This is a genomic window from Desulforamulus aquiferis (assembly GCF_030577015.1).
Taxonomy (GTDB): domain Bacteria; phylum Bacillota; class Desulfotomaculia; order Desulfotomaculales; family Desulfotomaculaceae; genus Desulfotomaculum; species Desulfotomaculum aquiferis.
In genome coordinates this window covers 113725-135548 of sequence record NZ_JARPTC010000009.1, presented here as the reverse complement: position 1 = coordinate 135548, position 21824 = coordinate 113725, and the positions used below count along the sequence as shown (strand labels likewise).

General features: G+C 43.5%; 19 protein-coding genes. 7 read left to right on the top strand and 12 right to left on the bottom strand.

Translation table 11 applies throughout. The features are described from left to right. Nucleotides 1–245, top strand: a 245-nt coding sequence (locus tag P6N53_RS07355) for an IS3 family transposase (protein WP_304542151.1), incomplete at its 5' end; no start/stop codon positions are given. 137 nt (nt 246–382) lie between these two features. On the opposite strand, the gene P6N53_RS07350 is transcribed toward P6N53_RS07355, so the two are convergent. Further along, entirely contained in the window at nt 383–1420 is a 1038-nt protein-coding gene (locus tag P6N53_RS07350) for a glycosyl hydrolase family 18 protein (RefSeq protein WP_304542150.1), read from the bottom strand. Between the two features lie 223 nt (nt 1421–1643). Here P6N53_RS07350 and P6N53_RS07345 point away from each other — a divergent pair, with 223 nt between their 5' ends. From P6N53_RS07345 to P6N53_RS07335, 3 genes are read left to right on the top strand one after another with little or no spacing between them, the layout of a single operon-like run. Continuing rightward, entirely contained in the window at nt 1644–2102 is a 459-nt protein-coding gene (locus P6N53_RS07345) for a divergent PAP2 family protein (RefSeq protein WP_304542149.1), read from the top strand. A 14-nt stretch (nt 2103–2116) separates the two neighbouring features. Continuing rightward, the gene (locus P6N53_RS07340; RefSeq protein ID WP_304542148.1) at nt 2117–3322 is read left to right on the top strand and encodes an MFS transporter; all 1206 of its coding nucleotides are present in this window, start codon (nt 2117–2119) and stop codon (nt 3320–3322) included. Further along, the gene (locus tag P6N53_RS07335) at nt 3303–4646 is read left to right on the top strand and encodes a polysaccharide deacetylase family protein (protein ID WP_304542147.1); all 1344 of its coding nucleotides are present in this window, start codon (nt 3303–3305) and stop codon (nt 4644–4646) included. Before P6N53_RS07340 ends, P6N53_RS07335 begins: the two co-directional genes overlap by 20 nt. Here P6N53_RS07335 and P6N53_RS07330 read toward each other — a convergent pair. The 3 genes from P6N53_RS07330 to P6N53_RS07320 form a co-directional block, all read right to left on the bottom strand. Next, nucleotides 4571–5842, bottom strand: coding sequence for a nickel-dependent lactate racemase family protein (locus P6N53_RS07330; RefSeq protein WP_304542146.1), 1272 nt, complete (start codon nt 5840–5842; stop codon nt 4571–4573). The two genes, P6N53_RS07335 and P6N53_RS07330, sit on opposite strands and share 76 nt — an antisense overlap. 342 nt (nt 5843–6184) lie before the next feature. Further along, nucleotides 6185–7321: a S1C family serine protease gene (locus tag P6N53_RS07325; RefSeq protein WP_304542145.1), complete on the bottom strand. Its 1137-nt coding sequence runs from the start codon at nt 7319–7321 to the stop codon at nt 6185–6187. A 107-nt stretch (nt 7322–7428) separates the two neighbouring features. Continuing rightward, entirely contained in the window at nt 7429–8541 is a 1113-nt protein-coding gene (locus P6N53_RS07320) for an HD-GYP domain-containing protein (RefSeq protein WP_304542144.1), read from the bottom strand. 624 nt (nt 8542–9165) lie between these two features. On the opposite strand from P6N53_RS07320, the gene P6N53_RS07315 reads away from it, so the two are divergent. Next, the gene (locus P6N53_RS07315) at nt 9166–9318 is read left to right on the top strand and encodes a hypothetical protein (RefSeq protein ID WP_304542143.1); all 153 of its coding nucleotides are present in this window, start codon (nt 9166–9168) and stop codon (nt 9316–9318) included. 338 nt (nt 9319–9656) lie between these two features. On the opposite strand, the gene P6N53_RS07310 is transcribed toward P6N53_RS07315, so the two are convergent. The 7 genes from P6N53_RS07310 to P6N53_RS07280 all read right to left on the bottom strand — a co-directional run bounded on the left by P6N53_RS07310 (nt 9657) and on the right by P6N53_RS07280 (nt 19179). Beyond that, on the bottom strand, nt 9657–11843 hold the full coding sequence (locus P6N53_RS07310) for a hydrogenase iron-sulfur subunit (RefSeq protein ID WP_304542142.1): 2187 nt from the start codon (nt 11841–11843) through the stop codon (nt 9657–9659). Between the two features lie 4 nt (nt 11844–11847). Continuing rightward, nucleotides 11848–13098: a CoB--CoM heterodisulfide reductase iron-sulfur subunit A family protein gene (locus P6N53_RS07305; RefSeq protein ID WP_304542141.1), complete on the bottom strand. Its 1251-nt coding sequence runs from the start codon at nt 13096–13098 to the stop codon at nt 11848–11850. Between the two features lie 249 nt (nt 13099–13347). Continuing rightward, nucleotides 13348–15225, bottom strand: coding sequence for an adenylyl-sulfate reductase subunit alpha (gene aprA, locus P6N53_RS07300; RefSeq protein WP_304542140.1), 1878 nt, complete (start codon nt 15223–15225; stop codon nt 13348–13350). 36 nt (nt 15226–15261) lie between these two features. Then, nucleotides 15262–15705 carry an adenylyl-sulfate reductase subunit beta gene (gene aprB / locus P6N53_RS07295; RefSeq protein ID WP_304542139.1) on the bottom strand — a complete coding sequence of 148 codons (444 nt, stop codon included), beginning with the start codon at nt 15703–15705 and terminating at the stop codon, nt 15262–15264. 417 nt (nt 15706–16122) lie between these two features. Further along, nucleotides 16123–17298, bottom strand: coding sequence for a sulfate adenylyltransferase (gene sat, locus P6N53_RS07290; RefSeq protein WP_304542138.1), 1176 nt, complete (start codon nt 17296–17298; stop codon nt 16123–16125). A gap of 419 nt (nt 17299–17717) precedes the next feature. Then, on the bottom strand, nt 17718–18578 hold the full coding sequence (locus P6N53_RS07285) for a CoB--CoM heterodisulfide reductase iron-sulfur subunit B family protein (protein ID WP_304542137.1): 861 nt from the start codon (nt 18576–18578) through the stop codon (nt 17718–17720). A gap of 1 nt (nt 18579) precedes the next feature. Then, entirely contained in the window at nt 18580–19179 is a 600-nt protein-coding gene (locus P6N53_RS07280; RefSeq protein WP_304542136.1) for a 4Fe-4S dicluster domain-containing protein, read from the bottom strand. A 579-nt stretch (nt 19180–19758) separates the two neighbouring features. Between P6N53_RS07280 and P6N53_RS07275 the strand changes: the two genes are divergently transcribed. Both P6N53_RS07275 and P6N53_RS07270 read left to right on the top strand, forming a co-directional pair. Next, the gene (locus tag P6N53_RS07275) at nt 19759–20496 is read left to right on the top strand and encodes a YkgJ family cysteine cluster protein (protein ID WP_304542135.1); all 738 of its coding nucleotides are present in this window, start codon (nt 19759–19761) and stop codon (nt 20494–20496) included. Between the two features lie 129 nt (nt 20497–20625). Further along, the gene (locus P6N53_RS07270) at nt 20626–21015 is read left to right on the top strand and encodes a YlbF/YmcA family competence regulator (RefSeq protein ID WP_304542134.1); all 390 of its coding nucleotides are present in this window, start codon (nt 20626–20628) and stop codon (nt 21013–21015) included. A 95-nt stretch (nt 21016–21110) separates the two neighbouring features. Here P6N53_RS07270 and P6N53_RS07265 read toward each other — a convergent pair whose 3' ends face one another. Then, the gene (locus tag P6N53_RS07265; protein WP_304542133.1) at nt 21111–21809 is read right to left on the bottom strand and encodes a response regulator transcription factor; all 699 of its coding nucleotides are present in this window, start codon (nt 21807–21809) and stop codon (nt 21111–21113) included. Between the last annotated feature and the right edge of the window lie 15 nt (nt 21810–21824).

Here is a 21824-nt window from a genome sequence, read left to right as displayed (position 1 = left end):
ATGATGCAGGAATGACCCAAAGCATGTCAAGGGTATCCAGATGCATTGATAATGGCCCGATGGAATCATTCTGGGGAATCATGAAATCGGAGATGTATTATCTTAATAGATTCAACAACTATGAAGATCTGGAAGCAGCAGTTGAAGAATACATACATTATTACAATACTAACCGATATCAAAAGAGATTAAACTGTATGACGCCTTTGGAATACAGACAATTCCTGAATAGTTCAGCAGCATAAAAATGACACCAACCATAAGGAAATGATTGGTGTCAGGGATTTTTATTATTTCCACTGTCTACTTGACAGGGGGCAGTTCAAAATAACCGGAAGGGCCTTGGTTTTTAATTCAAGGAGGCTTTACAAAGGCTAAGTCTTTATCTAAGCTTCTGATTTATTGTCTGCCAAAAATCGTCATTCTCAAAACCCATGCGCCAGAATCCAACACCAGCTAAGTTATAAGAATTTACAAAGCCCAATTTAATTCCCAGGCTATATTTATTTTCGAACCAGACTTCATGCTTCTGGGTGCCTGTCCAATAGTAAAAATATGGGGAACTGCTTTTATTATCCCAGCGAACCTGGGCTCCTGTATTTTTTATGATGCTATCCACGTTATTCCATTTCACTGATTTTGTACTAGCCGCTGACCAATCATAGCCATAGGTAGCCAGTCCCAGGATCACCTTCTGGGAAGGCATCTGGCTTACTGCAAAATCCAAAACCTTTTGCACCCAGGGCAAGGAAGCTATTGGCCCAGGCTTTCCACCAAACCAGTGTTCATCATAGGTCATTAGCATTACATAATCACAGGCTCTGCCGATTTCCCGGTAGTCATAGCCACCGGACCAGCTATTATTGAGCTGGTCACTGGTCTTCGCCGGTACAGCTGCTGTTAACAAATAGCCCGGCTGTAAAAGCCCCTTTAACTCCCACAAAAATTTACTGTAATCATCTCTGTTCTTGGGTGGAATAGCCTCAAGGTCTATATTTACACCGGCATAACCTTCTTTTTTAACTAACGAGGTAATATTCTGGGCCAGCTGCCAACGTTTCTGAGGGTTACCTAATACTGCCGCTGCGGTTGCGGTATCCATACCATTATGTATGTTATGTACCACCAAAAGAGGCTTTACTCCTTTACTTTTGGCCAGTTCTATACCTTCAGAGGGAGGAAAATCCACCACCAATCCTCCGTTTGAGTTTATCCTGGCAGCAAAGGTTGCAATGTAATCTAAATTAGCATGATTTTTAGCTAGGGAATTATAGGAATCCTTATCGGTGTACCAATCCTTAGAATAGTAGCCCAAAACTATAGGTTTTTGTTTTGTATTAGCAGAGGCCGGCGTAACAAATAAAATGGTAACCAGGTACAGGAACAGGAATCCAAGTGTTGTCCATCTTCTCTTCGTCATGTTTCCTCCTGTATGTAGGTTATTAACAGACCAGGTCTGCCTCTTTAAAGCATAACAGGAAGAATAATTACTATGAACCCCTATAATATTTCCATTTCTGAGATAAATTTGTTATAATTCTTTGGAATATTATGTAAGCCTTTGTCTGATTATTTGTCTTAGCAAGGATTTACCCTATGCCTCAGAGAATAACTTATAATTTAGTAACTATCTTTCTCTCGAGGTGAATAATTTGGAGCAAGTCTTTTATTGGCTTATTCAAAATAAAATACTTTGTGCACCTTTATCTGCATTCCTAACTGCACAAGCATTAAAGGGTATTCTAGCATCAATCCGCAGCAAAGAGTGGCAATGGAATAGGTTTTTTGAGGCCGGTGGCATGCCTAGTTCCCATTCTGCCATGGTTACTGCACTGGCAACAGTAGCCGGGCTTAGTTATGGTTGGTCTTCTTCCCTTTTTACAATTACCGCCATCTTTTCCATTATTGTCATGTACGATGCCATGGGTGTCAGGCGTGCTGCGGGAAATCAAGCTAAGATACTTAATCAAATATTAGAAGAAATAGGTCGGCAAGATGGTAAGCAAAATGTCAAGGCCTTGAAGGAACTCATCGGGCATACCCCTGCCGAAGTTGCTGCTGGCGCAGTAATCGGTATAATCATGGCGGCCGTTGTATATTAAGGAGCGACTGAAATTTGTTCAAATCATTAGGTTTCTCTTCCACCGATTATCTTTTAATATTACTACTCTTGCTAACCGAAATGGCTAGGAGTGCCTTCTTTTTAACATTCTGGCCCCTCTATTCAACACATTACTTAAACTTTTCCGTAATTGTTGCAGGAGTAGTTGTATCGGCACATTATTTAAGTGAAACTCTTTTTAAGGTAGCAGCAGGCAGCCAATTAGATCGCTATGGTCGGCCCGTGCTAGTATTGGGTCTTATTTTAAGCCTTATTTCACTTTTGCTAATTTACCGACAACAGCACCATATACCAATAATTATATTATCTTGCCTATTTGGCATTGGCTTTGCGCCGGTTTGGTTAGCTGTGATTAGTAACGTTGCCCCCGTCAATATTGCCAACCGGGCAGCTAGAATAGGTATAGTTTTCTCTGCCTGGCTGGCCGGTGCCGGCATTGGCTCTGTGGGGGTTAACTTTATACTGACAATCGGATTCCTGCAAACATTTCATATTATCATGGCTAGCTGGGTTTTTTGTGTTATTTTAGTACTAATAACACCCCTCAAGATAAATACCAGTCCCCAGGGAAGCTCAGTTCTAGAGCAGTTTAAGAAGCTTTTAGATAACCAGATTACAATTAAAATTTTGTTACCCGGCATGTTCCTACAAACCCTGGCTGCCAGCCTGTTACTTCCAATACTACCCATCTATGCCACCACTGAATTGGGTCTAGATTCCCAAGGCTATGGCTGGCTGCTGATTGCTGGAGGAACTGCCGCCGTGGCCCTGCTTTTTCCCATGGGCAAGCTGGTAGATCGATTACCCTTAAAGGTTTCTTTAACCTCGGGTTTTCTTTTGAGTGCACTCTTTTTATTTATGGTACCTTTAACCCGCAACTACTCCCTAGTAATGGGCTTAGTAATTATGGTAGGCATGTCCTACGCCTTTTTATTACCAGCCTGGAATACTTTATTAGCAAAGGTGATTCCCCCTGAGCGTCAGGCAACAGGTTGGGGTATTTTTTCTACTCTGGAGGGTTTAGGTATAGCAGCGGGGCCAATAATTGGCGGAGCCATTTCTGCCTGGCTGCATCCTGGCGGGGCAATCTTTTTAAGTTCATTAATTTTAGCCGGTATGGGATGTTTTTATTTGTACTATCCCTTTGAAAAATTGACCATCAAACCAGGAGTTGATGTCAATGTCAATAAGCTTTCTTGAGGCTTTAGGCATACTACTTTTTTGCTACACTGCTTTACCCACCCTTTGGGGACGCACCTTGAGTCTAGGTGTTTTTTCTAAGGGCAATAAAAAACACCCCTTCGTGGCTTTGACCTTTGATGATGGTCCCGATCCCCAGGTCACACCACAATTATTGGCCATACTCAAAGAGCATGGGATCAAGGCAACTTTTTTTCTTGTTGGCCAGCATGCAGCTGAGAACCCAGCCTTAGTTAGGCGTATCAAGGCAGAAGGTCATTCCCTGGGCACCCATGGCTTTGGCCACAAATTTGCCTGGTTTCAAGGTCCAATAGGGTCTATAAGGGAAATCTCTAAAGGAAATGAAGTAATTAGACAAATTACAGGAGAAAATACCCAGTTTTTTAGACCTGCCTGGGGTGTTTTCAACCTCTTTTCCTTTTTTTACCCTCGGTTTAAAGGTCAGAAGTTAGTTCTCTGGTCATTGATGAGTTGGGATTGGAGTCCTCGATATTCTTCCAATGAAATCCTCAACTCCGTTACCCGCAATATTAGACCCGGTTCCGTTATTATTTTGCATGACCGCTGCACTAAACCTATTGCCTCTGATAATGGACCCACTAAGATGCTGGAGGCCTTGCCTACAATAATTCAATATCTTAAAACAAATAACCTTAAGGCAGTAAACCTGGAAACCATGTATGCCTTTAGGGAAGCCGGGTTATTCAAGAGGTCTTTACTCCAAATCTGGAATGTATGGGAATTATGCTTTGATAAGCTGGCAGGTCTAAAGCCGGTGGGAGGGCAAAAAAACAGCCTATTCCGCCTGGCTGTTAGGAAATATCGGGGCAGCATAATCAAACTGCCGGACGGAACCTGCTTAAAGCCGGGAGACAGAATAGGTGAGCTTCATTTAAATAATAACCTATTACATGCCATTACTTCAAAAAATCCCTCGGCTGAAGGATTAGGCATCAATGTCCTTAAGGAAACTAGACGTTCCCTGCCCATCCTGGCACAGGTTATATCCCAGGACCCCGCCTATAAAAGCGTTAAGGCATTAATAGGCGTTACCATGATACATAGGGGCACCACCCGGTTGGGCTTTTATGTTTATGAGCTTTCGCCGGGTATAAGGTCAATTGTCGCCTGGTATCAGCGCTGGTTGCTATTTTTACTTCATCCCGGTGGATTGTCTCATTTGAAACGCCAATGGAAAAAGCTAGTTCCAAAAAAAGTAATCATTTCAAAGGATGAATTGCTTAATCGTTACCTCAATGAAGGTTCTTCCTGGTCGGACAGGGGAAAAACCAGACCTGCCAGCGGTAGTATTAATGCACGGTAGTCATTACCGTGCTTTTCTTTTAGCAGGTTTTCAGCATCCTGCCAATTATCGCAGTGTTTAATAAATGGGATTTTCTCTTTGGCCTTTGGCAATTCTGAAAGCATTATTACTTCGTAATCCTTTAGTAAATTGCACAACACGTAGGCTTTATGCCCTCCGAGTTCAAAACCCTTCTCCTTGAAGTGCTGAAGAACCTTCGAGACAGAGCCACAATTAATCCATTCCTCAAAGATGGCATCACCCATACCTTCCTGGCATCTGGCAATTAGAACTATTGTTCCGCCCTTCTTACATACTTTAGAGGCATTCACCAGGGCTTTAACTGCCTGGTAAAGATTAAGGTCTCTGGGATATCCACCCCCTCCCGCAATGACCACTTCTTCCTGGGCAGGAAGTGGGAGGCGATGCATACTTTCGCTGAACTTACAGCCTTCCCGCCAGGCAGTTTCTAGCTCACCTGAAAATATCCCGGCTATCTCATTATTATGGTTAAGCACTATGTTGATCGTAAAATCAACCCCCACTAAACGGGCTGCTTCCAATATTTGATTATGTATGGGATTATCTAAAATTTTGCCCGGCCCCACTCCCCCCTTTGTCATCATCCTATGGTTATGTTCTATTGTTTTTCTACCGCATATGCCGGGCATGATTAATTTGGGGCCGCCCGAAAAACCAGCCAGATTGTGAGGCATTATGGCTCCCACAGTGATAATCAGTTCGGCGCCTGAGATTTCAGAGTTTACTAATAGCTCTATCCCATCCCCTAGCATTCCTATTAATACCAGGTCTTTGTCACAGTCATGGTTCTGAATTTTAATTTCCTTAGCTAACGCACCAAAGGTATTTCTTATTTCGTCATCTGTATTAGGACGGTGTGCCCCTGTAGCTATTAAGATATGAATTTGACTTTTTTGAAGGTCTGCTTTCTGGAATTCTGCAAGAATTGGCGGTATTATTATGGAATGAGGTACTGGCCTTGAAATGTCGGTAACCACTATAACTATTTTTTTAGGTCTTTTTTCCCTTGCTATTTCCTCCAGGGTTTTTCTATTAATAGGATTGTTTAATGCCTTAGCTATAGCTTCTTCAGGTTTAGGTACACCGGGAAATTGAACTGATAAGATTCCCGCAAGGTTTTGTTCCTTAATGTTAATAGGCATTGCTTGGCTGCCATATTTTATTGATACCTCCAAGACTTCACCCCCGCATTCCTTAGTCTGTCCCAATAAAAGAAGCAGGACTCATTGTCCTGCTTCTTTTATTGTCGAGAAACTACCTATATTCGGGTTTTAATAATCCCTCACGACTCCTCCCTCCGCAGTGGACAGCGCTAATCCCTTGCTTCGGGCAAAATGGGCCGCCTTCGAGTAAACATCGTGTTTACCTCAGGCTTGCCCGGACGTCCATGTCCGGGCACCCATTTTCGCATCCTCAGCTTGTTTCCACTGCTCCGAATGTCGCTGTTCGGGATTATTAAAACCTAGTTGTAGCTTTTCAATAGTCATAGAAGCAGGACTCACTGTCCTGCTTCTACGTTAACTGGCTTCAGCCGGTCTTTCCATTGTCTGAATTTTAACCTTGATGGTTTTTCCATTACGGAATACATCAGCCTCTACCTGTACCCCAACTTTTTTCTTTTGTATAGTACTGATTAATTCCTCAGGGTTGCTGATTTTCTCGCCATCTATGGCAGTAATTATATCTCCCTCTTTAAGGCCTGCCCTTTGAGCAGGTCCGTCCTGTACTACCGCCCTTATCACCGCACCCTCAGTGGAATTGTAGCCAAGGAAGTTCGCAATGTCTGCAGTCACCGGGTGAATTTGTACTCCTAACCAGGGTCTGCTGACGCTTCCCTTTTCTATTAATTCATTCAGAACTTCTTTCACAGTACTGGTTGGTATGGCAAAACCAATTCCCTGGGCCTGGGAGTTAATGGCAGTATTGATACCAATAACCTCACCGTTTAAATTAAGCAGCGGGCCACCGCTGTTTCCGGGGTTAATTGAGGCATCCGTTTGCAGCAAATGCTCAAAGGTTCTGCTGTCTATCTCTATTGGTCTTTCTTTAGCACTAATAACACCTATAGTCACAGTGTTCTCAAGCCCAAAGGGGCTCCCTATGGCAATAACCCAATTGCCAACTCTGATCTTGTTAGAATCCCCTAATGTCAAGGTCGGGAAATTATTTCCCTCTATTTTTAGTACTGCCAGGTCAAGGGAAGGGTCTGTACCTACCAATCTAGCAGCATATGCTTTGTTTTGTTCTTTTAACAAAACACTTATTTCCTTTGCCCCACTAACCACATGGGAATTGGTAAGAATATAGCCATCTTTAGAAATCAGAAAGCCGGAGCCTACCCCACCCTGATATTGTGGCTGTGAAGGAACACCAAAGAATTGGCGAAAAAACGGATCGTTTAATAATGGGTTATTTTTACTATCCACCTCAACCAAGGTATTAATTTTAACAACAGCCGGACCTGTCTGCTCAACAATATTTGCTATGATATCAGGACCTACACCTGGCAGACTTGCATCAGCTAGGCCCTCCTGATTTTGGGAGCCTTGCTTTGGTGCAAGATCCCGCACTAGCATACAGCCACCGGCAAACATTATGCCTGAAACAAATGCCAACAATAGGAAAATGACTATTGCCTTCCTCCACTGCATCATAAACAAATCCCTCCCAAGTAATATTATTGCTTTAGATAAGCATTTATTTGCATTAATTATGTAAAATAAAAATAATTCCTGCATGGGAGGAATTATTCTTAAAATTTTTAATTGTTACTAATTTGATGATTTCCCGAAGGAACATCAGGCTCTTGAATAACCCTACTGATTACTACGCTGCGGTAATCCAGCAGTTCGATCTCAGTTATATTGGACAGGGGCCTCTTTTGTGCATCATAAAGAATCCTAACCCTTGGGTATAAGGAATAACCTTTGGAAGTCTTCATCACCACAGCCATTTCCCCAGTACTGAGTTCCACCACTGTTCCCGCTGGGTAAGCAGCTATATTCGAAAGAAAGGGCTGTATAATGGAATAGGAAAATAAAAAGTCCCCAGATCCGGCAATCATTTCAAATGCCTCATGTGGAGGAAAAGCCTTTCTATAGCAGCGATCGGCTGTAAGGGCGTCATACATATCCACCATTCCCGTTATCTGGGCAAACTCATGGATTTCTGTATCCTTTAGTCCATTGGGATATCCTTGACCACAAAAACGTTCATGGTGCTGGAACACCACCATCTTTGACAGGCTGCTAACATAGGGGCTGTTGCTTAATATTTTATTACCCATTTCTGGGTGTTTCTTAACCATGGCATATTCCTCTTCTGTTAAGGACCCGGGTTTATCTAAAATTTCCTTTGGAACATATATTTTACCTATATCATGGAGTAATGCACCCATACCTAAATGGAATAGCTTAGGTCTTTCGTAGCCTAATGAGATACCTGTCATTAGCGCAAGGACACAAACATTAACTGAATGGGCAAATACATAGTCATCCATTGTCCTAATATCTATAAGGTTTACAATTAATTGGGCGTTGGTAAGTAATTGGTCAATTATATCGTTGACTGTTAAGTTAATACTAGTATTATCATGAACATTACCACCAAGGGATTTTGAGTGGGCATGAAGTAGATTTTTTACCTGGGTTATTGCTTTCATTCGTGTTTCTTCAGATATTACATCATCAATCTGAATATCAGGAAGAAATCCATCTTCAATGTAAAGGGCCGGAATACCTAGCAGTGCCAATCTTTTGATATATTTATCATTTAAGACAACACCTGCATTTAGCAGTACCTGCCCATTACTATTTCTTATAGCTCGTCCTACCCTCATGCCGGGCTTAACTCTGTCTACTGAGACCCGCCGCAAATGAAACAACCCCCAAATTTTGTTATACCTTATATTCTACTTTTTCCTTATAATTCCTTCAATATATTATATATTATTATTTTTATGTACAATTGACCATCTAAAGTTCTAGATATTACTCGTTTTTTGACAAATGTCTATTCTATAATTATCCAAAGTATTATCTAGATGACATTTGTTTTTGTCATCACTTATGGACTTTATTTACTTAAACATATTATTGTTAATTTGACATAATAGGAATAACCCTTCTTGTCATTAAGAAGGGTTATCTTTCAGGTTGAAAATATTATTTAATTATGCTAGTATCATGGCAAATACCCAACTCAAACAGAGATAACCAAGACCAACTTGGCCCCGGCAAAACTGAGTAACAGTTTTTACAATAACTACAAAAGACAACCAAATAGTTGTCACTACTCTCACGGTTATTGTAACACTAAGGGGCAACGTTGGCAAGGGGGTCGGGTGATTTTTTAAACTAATTTATGGAGGTGTTGCCCTACTTTTAGTTTTGCAAATAACTACTTTTGTCACCAGTATTAATATTTGCACCCTGTAAATACTAATGTACTGAATATTTCCCTTTGGTTTGCCCATTACAATAACCGTGGAGGGATTTATATGAATATGAATGATTTTGCAGATTGGGTTCAAGATAAAATGGATTCTTGCAATGTTCATGATGAAATTGAGACCAGCAAATTAATGGTCGAAATTATGAATAAGTTCTTTGCTGTGGGCAAGGAAAGTAATGACATCTCTGATTCCGGATAGGTGTTTAATAAAATTCCCCGCCATTAGGCGGGGAATTTTTCAGATTATCGAGAAACTACCTATATTCGGATTTTAATAATCCCTCACGACTCCTCTCTCCGCAGTGGACAGCGCTAATCGCTTGCTTCGGGCGAAAATGGGCCGCCTTCGAGTAAACATCGTGTTTACCTCAGGCTTTCGCGGACATCCATGTCCGCTCACCCATTTTCGCATCCTCAGCTTCGCGAAGCGCTGTTTCCACTGCTTCGAATGTCGCTGTTCGGGATTATTAAAACCCAGTTGAATCTTTTTCAACAGGCTGAAAAATTCCCCGCCATGAGGCGGGGAATTTTTATATGTTAGAAGCCTTTCATGGGGTTGGGTCCGAATTCTTCGAGATCTTCAGCAAACTTATCAAGGATACCAGGCAACTCAGCATAATCCATGATATTGATCTGCATCATGCGTACACGCTCGGACTCAAGACCTAAGCGGTCAAGGGTCTCAGAAACCTTGGAAAGACGGATTTCAGCAATCTCAGAGCCCTTCATGAAGTGGCACTGGTAATCATCGCCATGCTTGCAGCCTAACAGCAGTACACCATCAAAGCCCTTGGACATGGAGTCAGCAATCCATACCAGGTTCAGGGAGCCTAGGCATCTTACCGGAACAATACGTACCCAGGAATTATACTTCAAACGATTAATACCGGCCATATCCAGGGCAGGCATAGCGTCGTTTTCGCAGGCCAGGATCAGAATTCTTGGCTTTTCTTCGTCCTCTTCAGGAACTTCAACAGCCTTAACCATGTTGCCAACCATTGCTACCGAGTAGTTCTTAAAGGAGATAATACGCTCTGGGCAAGCACCCATACAGGTACCACAGCGTCTGCAACGGGTTGGGTTGGGCAGAGGGTTGCCCTTAGCATCTTCGTTGATTGCACCAAAGGGACACTCTTCAGTACATCTCTTGCACTGGGTGCAGCGCTGGAGAGCAAATTCAGGATAGGACAGGTCGCCGCTTCTTGGATGAACAGCGGCACCACCGGCAGTGGCTTCAACACACTGGATGGCCTTCAGAGCAGCACCAGTGGCATCACCAACGGCTTTAGCCATATCCATAGGAGCTCTCACACTACCGGCAGCATAGATACCGGTACGGCGGGTCTCATAGGGGAAGCAAATAAAGTGAGAATCAGGGAAGCCGTACTTCAGGTTAGGAAGTTCAGGACCCTGTCTGTATTGTAGCTTCAGAATACTTTCTGCAGCTTCCTGGGTAGCGGCAGCTTCAGCAGCGGCATCGCCTTCACCGGCAGCAGCAACGATAGCTTCGGTGGCCTTGTTGCTAGGAATCATACCGTTAGCAAGTACTACTAAATCAATATCTTCTACCAGGGCATTGCCTCCAAGGAGGATATCTTCAGACTCAATAGCCAGCTTACCACCAACTTCTTTAATCTCTTTGATATCACCTTTAATAAAGACAGCACCGGTATCCTGCCCAGCCTTATAGAAATGTTCATATTGTCCAGAGCTGCGGATATCCTTATAGAATACATAGGCCTGGGCCTCCGGTGCCAGCTCTTTTAAGATAATTGTCTGCTTTAAGGTTTCTATGCAGCAAGCCGCGGAGCAGTAAGCTAAACGCTCAGCATCCCTTGAACCGGCGCACTGGATAAAGGCAACTTTCTTAGCACCAATATTGCCGGCCTTAGCCATAGCTTCAAAATCAACATGGGTAATAACATTAGCGTACTTGCCATAGCCAAGGTAATCCAGCTTGGCTATGTTAGGCTTAGAACCTGTTGCGAGAACGATAGCTCCCACTCTCTCGGCTACCACGCTGCCACCCTGGTTAATCTCAGCATCAAACATGCCAGGACCGCCAGCGATTTTCTCAATAACAGCACCGGTGTATACCTTAATGTTAGCATTAGCTTCGATTTCGGCAATACGTCCAGCAAGGTTAGGATCTTCAGGAGTAGTAAAGGGAGAAGCCATTGGTGTGGTTTTATAAACACTATTTAACCAGCCGCCCAGAGCTGCTTCCTTTTCAACTAATACTGCGGGGTAACCTGCTTTTGCAGCTTCTAAGGCTGCAGTCATACCAGCTAAGCCGCCGCCAACTACTAGTACTGTTTTGGATAAGTTTTCGCCAACGAAAGGTTCAGGAGCAACACCAGCTTTAATCTTTTCACAACTCATACGAATTTGGTCTTCAGCCAGCATTTGGGTATCTTCGTCATCTGCTTCGTGAACCCAGATGCACTGTTCACGCAGGTTTACACGGTCAACTAAAACACCAGGAAATTTAAATACATCTGCGTTAACACGGTTGGAGCAGCCAGCAATGATAATGCCGTCCATGTCCTTTTCTTCAACTGCAGCTTTTATTAATTCTACACCTTCTGCAGAACAAAGATAGCTGTGCTCTTTGCAAGTAGGCACTTTATATTCTTTGGCTGCAACTTTGGTTAAGGCCGCTGCATCGAGGGCTTCGCCAATGCCACAACCGGTGCATAGAAAGAATCCTTGTTTTTTAGCCATTGTCTTACCCCCTCACCGTAGATTGTATGGCTTTAATAACCGCAGCTGTAGCACCTTGAACGGAAGAGGCAACATCACCGGGCTTGGCAACACAGCCTGCGCCGTAAATGCCAGGAGCATCGGAGCTGTTAACTACAAATCCATCCACATCATAGGCTGCTGCAGCAGGTATTTGGGCGGCGGCAGTGGCAGGAGCCATGCCGGTAGCCAAAACTACCATGTCGTATTTAAGTTCGGTGATTTCTTGGGTAATCTGGTTTTCACTCAACACAATTACATCCTTGGATTCAGCATCTTCTTTGATTTCAGAAGGCTTACCCTTAATCATGGTAATATCATATTCTTGAACTTTATTATAGAAATCTTCATGCTTACCCATGGCTCTGATATCCATATAGTAAATGGTTACCTTAGCATCTGGGTATTGCTTCTTAACATAGGTAATCTGCTTCAGTGTTGCCATACAGCATACAGAGGAGCATGCCTTCTGGTGGTTCTCATCACGGGAACCCGCACACTGTACAAAGGCAATATTCTTAGGCTCTTTACCATCGGATGGGCGAAGGATTTTACCGTTGGTGGGCCCTGTAAGGGCAGCTAATCTTTCCATCATAATGTTGGAAATGGCATTTGCTACCGTACCACTACCATAATTATGCAGCTTAGCAATATCATAGGAATCCCAACCTGTAGCCCAGATTACTGCGCCAACGTTGATATTCATAGTTTTTGCAGCCATAGCCAGGTCCACAGCCTTAACTTCACAAGCCTCAACGCATTTGCCGCAGGAAGCACCCAGACATACAGCACTGTCAATTACATACTTCATGGGGAAAGCAAAGGGTTGGGGCAGATAAGCAGCTTTGGTTTTGTCTAAACCAAAGTTAAAGTCATTAGCCCTTTCCACAGGACATACTTCCGCACACTTGCCACAGCCGGTACAACCTTCTGTGGTATAGCGTGGGTTAATCTTAACAGTAACATCAAAGTTACCTTCCTGGCCGGAGATATTTTCCACTTCAGCCAGGGTGATAACTCTAATATTGGAGTTCTTTTTTATTCTTTGGAAGTTTATTTCCAATCCGCAGTTGGGCGGACATAGTTTGGGGAAGTACTCATTAATTTGAGATACTTTACCACCTAGATAGGCATTCTTTTCAACTAAGAAGACCTCATACCCTACTTCGGCAGCCTCAACTGCAGCTGTTATACCTGCAATTCCGCCACCTACAACTAATATGCTTTTATTTGCCATTTTCTCACTCCCTAGTCCAGTTGTCTGTTGGCCTTAAGCCAGTGGATAGGTGAACAATAATAATTTAATAATAATTACATTTTTGCCATACCCTGACAGGGTAAAATAAAAAACCAGGCGCCATAAGGCCACCTGGACTACTGGGCCCCAAAAGCGCGTTGCACCAAGGCCGTACATTAATTAAGACGACCCGTGGCCGTAGTTGGCCACGGGCCTGTTGTAAATATTTAACTAAGTTTTTCTATGAAATTAGTCAACCAGACGGATGATGGGGCGCTTAATCATTTCCCACTCACCGGAAGCAGCATCGTATTTGCAGTTGCAGAATACTTCCCACTCAGGGTTGATAGCAGGAATGTCAGCACGGAAGTAGTAGCCAGGGAAACGAGTTTCTTCACGGAAGATTACAGTACGGATGTGGGACTCAGCCTGCAGGGTTCTGTGGATGTTTTCCCAAGCTCTCATTAACTCGTGCAGGTCGCGAGCAGCCAGTTTAGCACTGTCTTCTTTCAACATTGTCAGATACTCAAGACCTTTTTCTAATAGGGCCTTGCTGGTGGTGAAGTTAGCAACAACACCGCCGGCGTACTCGTCCATCATCTTCTGGAGACGGAACATGTACATTTTGGGCAGGATGTAGTTGGGGTTAACATCAGCATCAGTGGTAAAGCCGGAGAACTCTTCAAATACAGCCATAGGCTTCAGAGTCTTAGCAACCAGCTCTTCTACTTTAGCATCGTCAACTGCAGGCTGCTCGTTGTTTTCAACTACGAACTTAACCATGGACTTAGCAGCAATACGACCTTCAGCGTGGGAACCGGAGGAGAACTTGTGGCTGGAAGCGCCAGAAGCATCGCCAGCGGCGAACAGACCCTTAACGGTGGTCATATTGGTGTAGCCCCACTGGTACTCAGCAGGAGCCAGATCGGCAGGACCGGAAACCCAAGCACCGGAAGCACCGGAGTGAGAGCCGATGAAGTAAGGCTCAGCAGCAGCAATTTCGGAAGCTTTTTCTTCAGGAGCGATGTCACAAGCTGCCCACAGGATAGCCTGAGATACAGTCATATCGAGGAAGTCTTCCCAAGCTTCGCTTTCAAGCTCTTTCATTTTCTTCTTGAAGGCCTTAGGATCGTCTTCGTATTTCTTAGCTAAGTTAGCAATAGCTTCAGCAGTCTGCATGTAGATGGGGCCTTTGCCTTCACTTACATCCAGCATACCGAGGTAGTTACGCAGGTTAGCAGGGATAGGCTTAACGGAGCCATAGGGACCCCAGTTAGCTAATTCATCTCTGCGGGTAACCATGTACTCTTCACCCATAGCATTGGTAGCACGGGATTTGAAGAGCAGGAACCAAGCTCCTACTGGGCCGTAAGCATCTTTAAAGCGTACAGGGATAAAGCGAACTTCTTGGCAAGTCATTTCAGCGCCGGCAGCCATGGTGAAGTAAGCAGAGGAACCGGAGCTAAAAGGAGGATACCAGGAACGGCCAAGACCTTCACCGGTGGAACGAGGCTTGAATACGCCTACTGCGCCACCCATGGAAGCCAGAACAGCTTTAGCCTTGAATACATATACTTTATTTTCACGGGTGCTGAAGCCTACTGCACCAGCGATTCTGTCTCCATCCATGATGGGCTCGGTGATGAATACGCGCTCGTAGATGTTGTCGGTGCCAAGGGCGTTCTTAGCAGCTTCAGCTACGATAATCTTGTAGGATTCACCGTTTAACATGATCTGCCAGCGGCCACCACGAACGTAGTTGCCTTCGTCGTTAGTCCAGATGGGCAGGCCCCACTTCTCGAACAGGTGAACGGAAGAGTCAACGTGACGGGCGATGTCAGCGACTTGGTCATCACGGGCGATACCCATGAGGTCGTTCTTAACGTATTTTACATAATCTTCAACGGTGTTGTCGCCTTTAGCGATTCCCAGGTATTGGTTGATAGCGGAAAGACCCATAGCAACAGCACCGGAACGGTCCATAGCGGCCTTGTCAACCAATGTAATCTTCAGGTCACCGTTTTTCTTGGCCCAGTAAGCTGCTTCAACGGCTGCGCCGCAAGCTGCCATACCGCCGCCGAGAATTAAAATGTCGGTATTAACTACTACAGTTTCAAAGTTCGGCATTATATATTAACCTCCTCCGATAGTTAATTATCTAAATTACTTCTTTAAAGCAGGCAGTTCAGCAGTACCTACAGAGTAGGGCTCGGTGAACAGAAGTTGGTTATTCAGGTCATCCTGGTCTACGGTGTAACCGCCATCAGGAACAGCTTCGCCTTCAGCAGTGGTACGGATGGGGAATTTGAAGCGCTTCAGCATACCATTACGGAACTTAACGGTCCACATAATGCTGTCGGAGCTTCTTAAGGGCACACAGCTAGCACCCATGGGAACAAAGTCAGCATAACCACGAACGTCGATAGCCTGCTGAGGGCAAATTTTAACACAGCAGTAGCACTCCCAGCACTGTGACACGTCACGGTTGGTGGCTTTCATTATTTCTCTGTCAAGAACCATCAGGTCGTTGGGGCAGATGTACATGCAAGCGGTTTTATCCTGACCCTTGCAACCATCGCACTTTTCAGCAATTACAAAGCTAGGCATTTTTTTACCTCCCTGTTACTAATTTTAAAGACATTTCGTCTTTAATTACTTAATTAATTGGTACTGTTCTTCGCTCTATGATATAACTTGTCTTCCCTACCGCCGGTGCAACGGATCCTTAAAGCAGATATCGGAAAACTCCGACTTGGTTAATTTGACAGTATCTTTACACATTTCTCAATAAATGGTTTTTTCCTCCGGGCTAAACCACCTCCTCCGATCTGGTCTCTACCATCAGCAAGGGGTAAGTCCCGTCGGTATAGCATACTATACCGACGGTTATAAAACTTTTGCACCGGTTGGTGAATGTAAAAGACATCTTTTGTCAACTATCAGACAGAACTACTTTATCGAATGCTGTAGAATATTGCAGAGAATTACCTCCACACCCTAACAGCCGGGGGAATAAAATTATATTTACTTGCCAGCGTCCAGACCTTGGTAGTACTGGGTGAGGATTTCCAGAACTTCCTTACGACCAAACTCGAGTGGGGGAAGCTCGCCTCTGCCAAACATTTCGCGAACCTTGGTACCACTGATAGCTACGCGATCTTCAGGACCGTGTGGGCAAGTCTTTTCAGTAGCCATACCGTCACACTTGCGGCAGTAGTAAGCGGAAGTAACTTTAATGGGCTGGCACAGGATTTCGCCAGGTGCAAACTGGTCGAAGATTTCCTGAGCCTGGTAAGGAGTATAGTAGCTGCCTACACCAGCGTGGTCACGACCAACAAGGATGTGGCTGCAGCCAAAGTTCTGACGGAAGATAGCGTGCAGGATAGCTTCTTTAGGACCAGCATAACGCATTTCCATAGGATATACGCGCATTTCGATGGTCTTTTCGTTGAAGTAATACTTCATGTGAGCTTTATAAGCTTCAAAGCGAACTTCAGCAGGGATGTCACCCTTCTTCAGTTTACCAACGATGGGGTGTAAGAACAGGCCATCGCATACTTCGTTACCAATCTTGCACAGGAACTCGTGGGAGCGGTGCAGAGGGTTACGGGTTTGGAATGCACAAACGGTATTCCAGCCTTTGGACTCAAACAATTCGCGGGTTTCGGCAGGAGTAGCATAGTAGCCGGCATACTTCTCATCATAACCCATTTCGGAGAAGGTAACGATGGGGCCACCAAGATAAACATCGCCAGCAGCCATAACTTTCTGAACGCCAGGGTGGTCAGCATCGTCAGTGAAGAAGGAAGCATTGCACTCTTTTACTTTGTCATAACCATACTTGTCGGTAACAGTCATGATACCAATGTATTCGCCGGTTTCGTCATCAACCAGAGCAACTTCACTATTAGGAGCAATGGCTTCAGCCTGCTCAGTGGTTACTGCTAAGGTTACGGGTAGGGGCCATGCCAAACCATTGGCCAGGTGGTTGTTGTTTACAACGCCTTCGTAGTCAGCCTGAGTCATGAAACCAGTCAGGGGAGAGAATGCTCCCATACCCAGCATCAAGCAGTCAGAAGATTCACGGGAAGTCATACGAACTACTGGTAGGGATTCAGCTTTTGCTTTCAGTTCTGCACGTTGCTCCTTGGGAGCCAGTACAGGGGTCAGTTTACCACCATGTGGTTGAACTAATGCCATCTTACAACACGCCTCCTTGTTCTTTTTAAAATTTGGACTTCTGTCCCAATTTTGTGAACCCAGACACTTATAGAGATATACTACTTAGCCAAGGCCCAGCTTACACGGATTTGGTTGGCTTTTGTAACTTGACTTGCTGAATTACTAGCTGCCAACCTATCACTTGTGCATCATTTCCTCAAATGCATGTGATTTTTTTCAATATTGTCTAGATGACTAAGCAATTTAAAAAATCCGCATTGTACTGGACTGCCCCGCCTCTATCTATATGTTTGCGGGTGCCAGTAAGTATTTATGTCTTTTGTATACTTAATTGTATTCTCCTAAAACTCTTGTTTTCCTGCTTCATATTTCTATTTTCTTTAATAATTTGTGCAAAAAAGTATTTGCCATATATGTCAACATTATCCAGGGAGGCGCTATTTTAGAACCTTATCTGGTGAAACGATACAGTAGTCAAGACCCGCCTTTTTTCGATCTAAACCGAAGGCAACAGCCATTAATTGAGTAAAAAATAATACCGGCATATTAAATTTGGTGCCATATGTTTTATTTACCTTCACCTGATAGGCATCAAGGTTTAATTGACACAGGGGACAAGGGGTTATTATGAGATCCGCGCCCGCTTCCTGGGCACTCTTTATTATTGGATATATGGAAGAAATCGTCATTTCGGGAGAGGTCATATTCATGGCCCCGGTACAGCACTTCAGCTTCATGGGGAAGTTAACCGGTTCTGCTCCCAAAGTCCTTGCAATGTCATCTAGGAAGGTAGGGTTTTCCCAGTTGTCAAACTCCCTTAAAGAACGTACAGTTTGGCAACCTACATATCCGGCAACCTTAAGACCTTTGAGAGGCTTTGTTACCTTTGCGGCAATAGCATCCAGTCCTAAATCTGAAACCAATACATCTAAGAGCATACGGACTTTTAATTGACCGTTGTAGCTTAGGTTGTCTTTACTCAAGGCATCATTAGCATTGGCCTTAAAGCTTTCATCAGTAAATTTCCTATTGGCACAGCCTAGAATTGTATAGCAGGAGCTACAGGTGGCAACTACGTCCTCTTGACCCATTTTTTCAGCCAGGGCAAGATTTCTAGCAGCTAGTACATCGGCAGCGAACTGACCAATTACACTAGATGTTACCGTGGCACCGCAGCAGTTCCAGTCTTCAATTTCTTCCAGCTGTATCCCAAGTAACTTGGCCACCTCAAGAGCAGAGTGATGGTAACTTATACCCATTCCCTCACTGGCACATCCGGGATAAAATGAATATTTCATGCTAGTGACCACCCTCCTTTGCAAGTTCAGCAGCTCTATTTAACACCTCGCGTAATTTGCCAGGGTTCTTAACACCTTTAGGAGGCAGCAGTGGCAAACGACGATGCAGCATCATGGATTTACCAACATCTTGCATGTCTAAACCCATTTTGATTAGGTTCCCAATACCCAGCTTCAAACCATAATTTAGTGCTAATCCACCTTCCCAAATACGGCCACGCTTTGATACGTCCTTTGCATATACTTCTGCCATAGCCTGGGAATTATGGCTGATCCCATTCTCCACAGCCAGGTGGCGAAGGTCATGCATTACATCCATCATCGGAACCCCGCGGGGGCAACGACAGGCACAGGTATAGCAAGAGGTGCAGAGCCACATGGTGTTGCTTTTTAATACTTCATCCTTAGCACCCGCCCGGATTAGCTGGATAATTCTTCTTGGGGAAATATCCATCTTATCCTTTAATGCACAGGTAGTGGGACAAATACCGCACTGCATGCACATTCTGACCCATTTCCCGTTTTCCATATCATAAACCTTTTTAGTAAACTCCGAATCATACTTAACAGTGGTCTTGCCTTTTGCTGCAACTTCAGACATTTACTTCCCTCACTTCCCTTCGGGCATTCTTCCATGCAGCATTACCATTCGTACTTGCTGCTTTGAATTGGTCGGTTTCACAACCCATTTCGGACTTGCACCCTCTGGCACTTTCAAAAGGCTTGTGAATATCCGCACACGAACTAACGCAAAATTACCTCCCGACACCTCCTTATCAAAGATATCAGAATGCTAATAATTTAATAATATTGTTAAAATATCAATCAGTTTATTGGCTGATAAATCTATATTTTTAATATATCACTACTGTTTTGCGTTGACAAGTATTATTATAATCCGGCAGCAGTTTGTGTGAAGTGAGAACAGGCTTTACATGTGTCGTCAGAATGACATAACATTTGTGTATATCGTAACTTATTCGATATGATTATGTAGAATCCTGCATATTAAGATCTATTAATTATTTTTTTTAAATTCGGGGAGCTACTACTTATCCTATAGCTTTCAGCTTCAGTATATGCTAATTATTTGGTATTTTATCCCATCGTCAGCCTAATAATATTTTGTTATAATTGTGACTTAGCAATGTCTTAAAAATTGGTTTAAGGAGATGAGATTATGCTGCAGCCGGTAGAATTATACTCTGCCCTCGGACTAGCTGATCGCAATAATTTATTTAACCAACTACAGAGCATTTATAATAACCTTCCAGAAACAACCTGCGAAGGCTGTGCCACCTGCTGTAAATGGGGCAGTCCCCCGGCTTTTTTTATCGAGTATTTAAATATGTATAAATATCTTAGAGATAATATGAAGGATAAGTACAAAGAAATTTTGGAAAAATCCACCGAGTACTTCTATCTTGAGCTGGTTGATGCTAGTCAAGCTTGCCCTTTTTTAAATGAAGAAAATAAATGCTCCGTCTACTCAGTACGACCCTTTACCTGTAGGTCCTTTGGGCTCTTAAGTCAACAGGATTTTGAAATCGGTGATCGGAGTCTTAGAAGCCTGGCAGAAAAATACTGGGAAGAATATAATATCAAAATATCCGATGAATTAGTAAACTCTGAATTAGCCTGGTGCGGAAAGGTTGCTTCTAGTCAGGGTGCCCACATAGAAAAATCAATCTTAGCCGGACTTGCTGCCCAGATTAGCACTATTGATTATAAATTTTTCCCCCAGGACTTAGTGGATCAAGAAGGAACACTACTTCCCTATCCTACACATATGATGAACACAGTTCTTGGTGCTGGGGCCAGAGCAAGAAAAATTAAAGTGATGAAAGAATTTAGTGACCAGGGTACTAAAGAGTTGTTAAATACTTTCATTGAAAAGGCTCGTTCTTATCAATTTTAGGCATATCCTATTGAATCTCCGGTCTTTCCGGAGGTTCAATTTTTTTGTTGGTGCGATATATTCATCTTGAGCATGGCATGAAGGATTTTGTTATATTTTGGAGAAGATATGATTTAAGGAGGTGAAATTATGGCAAAAATTGATACCGCTCTTAATATGTGTGTAGAACTAGGCCGCGTGTTATCCGAAACAGAAGAATTTAAAAATATGAAACAAGCCGAGGCCGCTCTTTTGCATGACGATGAAGCACGTGGTCTTGTAGAAGGTCTTCAGTCTTTACAAGTGCATATCCAAAAGAAAAAACTGGCTGGTGTAGAGATAACTGAAGAAGATAAGAGAAATATGCAACGTACTGAGGAAGAGGCTATAAAGAACCCCCTAGTTAAGGCTTCCTTTGAGGCCCACGAAAAATTCCAGGGTATTATGACCTTGGTCACCGCTAAAATTAGGGAAGGTATTCGGGCCAATAACCAACCCCAGCCTGTGGACGATGAAGAAACCGAAGGCGAGCTAAACTAAAATACTTATACAAAGTCATAATAAAGAAAAATAGACTCACACCTTACAGGGGGTCTATTTTTCTTTATGTTCTTGGTAGAATTATAGATTCTTTATTACTTGGGAGGTTCGAATTTATAACCTACTCCCCATACGGTTTTAATTAAATCAGGCTGAGCCGGATTCCGCTCAATCTTCCTTCTGAGTCTTCTAATATGTACTGTTACAGTATCTTCGTCCCCTTCGTACCGACTTTCCCATATCTGTTCTAATAGCTGCAGCCGTGAAAATATTTGATTTGGATGGGAAGCCATCAACCAGAGCATATCAAACTCTTTTGCTGTTAAGCTTATCTCCTGTTCCCAAATCCGTACCAGACGGGTGGTATACTCGATATAAACATTGGGATATTCTAATATTTCCTTATTTTTCCTTGGAGAGGGAGAACTTTTGCTTCTTCTTAGCACAGCCTTAACCCTTAGGGCTAATTCCGCCGGGCTAAAGGGCTTTGTTTGATAATCATCAACACCCATCTTAAAACCAACTATTTTGTCCACAACATCGTCTTTAGCGGATAATATGACAATGGGGACATCCACTACCATTTTAATTTTTTGGCAGGCCTCTAAACCATCTAGTTTTGGCATCATAATATCCATAACTACCAAATCTGGTTTAATTGCACTGGCTAGCCTAACAGCCTCTTCACCATCCTGGGCAGCCACTACCTTATAACCTTCTTGCTCCAAACATAGTGTAACAATTTTAACAATTCTACGGTCGTCATCTGCAATAAGTATTGTACCGTTACTCATGACTACCCTCCTACT

What these genes read in the sequence shown, in the direction of transcription:
- P6N53_RS07350 (WP_304542150.1), bottom strand. Translation starts at nt 1,420, where the DNA reads ATGACGAAGAGAAGATGGACAACACTTGGATTCCTGTTCCTGTACCTG.
- P6N53_RS07335 (WP_304542147.1), top strand. Translation starts at nt 3,303, where the DNA reads ATGTCAATAAGCTTTCTTGAGGCTTTAGGCATACTACTTTTTTGCTAC.
- P6N53_RS07325 (WP_304542145.1), bottom strand. Translation starts at nt 7,321, where the DNA reads ATGATGCAGTGGAGGAAGGCAATAGTCATTTTCCTATTGTTGGCATTT.
- P6N53_RS07315 (WP_304542143.1), top strand. Translation starts at nt 9,166, where the DNA reads ATGAATATGAATGATTTTGCAGATTGGGTTCAAGATAAAATGGATTCT.
- P6N53_RS07310 (WP_304542142.1), bottom strand. Translation starts at nt 11,843, where the DNA reads ATGGCTAAAAAACAAGGATTCTTTCTATGCACCGGTTGTGGCATTGGC.
- P6N53_RS07305 (WP_304542141.1), bottom strand. Translation starts at nt 13,098, where the DNA reads ATGGCAAATAAAAGCATATTAGTTGTAGGTGGCGGAATTGCAGGTATA.
- aprA (WP_304542140.1), bottom strand. Translation starts at nt 15,225, where the DNA reads ATGCCGAACTTTGAAACTGTAGTAGTTAATACCGACATTTTAATTCTC.
- aprB (WP_304542139.1), bottom strand. Translation starts at nt 15,705, where the DNA reads ATGCCTAGCTTTGTAATTGCTGAAAAGTGCGATGGTTGCAAGGGTCAG.
- sat (WP_304542138.1), bottom strand. Translation starts at nt 17,298, where the DNA reads ATGGCATTAGTTCAACCACATGGTGGTAAACTGACCCCTGTACTGGCT.
- P6N53_RS07285 (WP_304542137.1), bottom strand. Translation starts at nt 18,578, where the DNA reads ATGAAATATTCATTTTATCCCGGATGTGCCAGTGAGGGAATGGGTATA.
- P6N53_RS07280 (WP_304542136.1), bottom strand. Translation starts at nt 19,179, where the DNA reads ATGTCTGAAGTTGCAGCAAAAGGCAAGACCACTGTTAAGTATGATTCG.
- P6N53_RS07275 (WP_304542135.1), top strand. Translation starts at nt 19,759, where the DNA reads ATGCTGCAGCCGGTAGAATTATACTCTGCCCTCGGACTAGCTGATCGC.
- P6N53_RS07270 (WP_304542134.1), top strand. Translation starts at nt 20,626, where the DNA reads ATGGCAAAAATTGATACCGCTCTTAATATGTGTGTAGAACTAGGCCGC.
- P6N53_RS07265 (WP_304542133.1), bottom strand. Translation starts at nt 21,809, where the DNA reads ATGAGTAACGGTACAATACTTATTGCAGATGACGACCGTAGAATTGTT.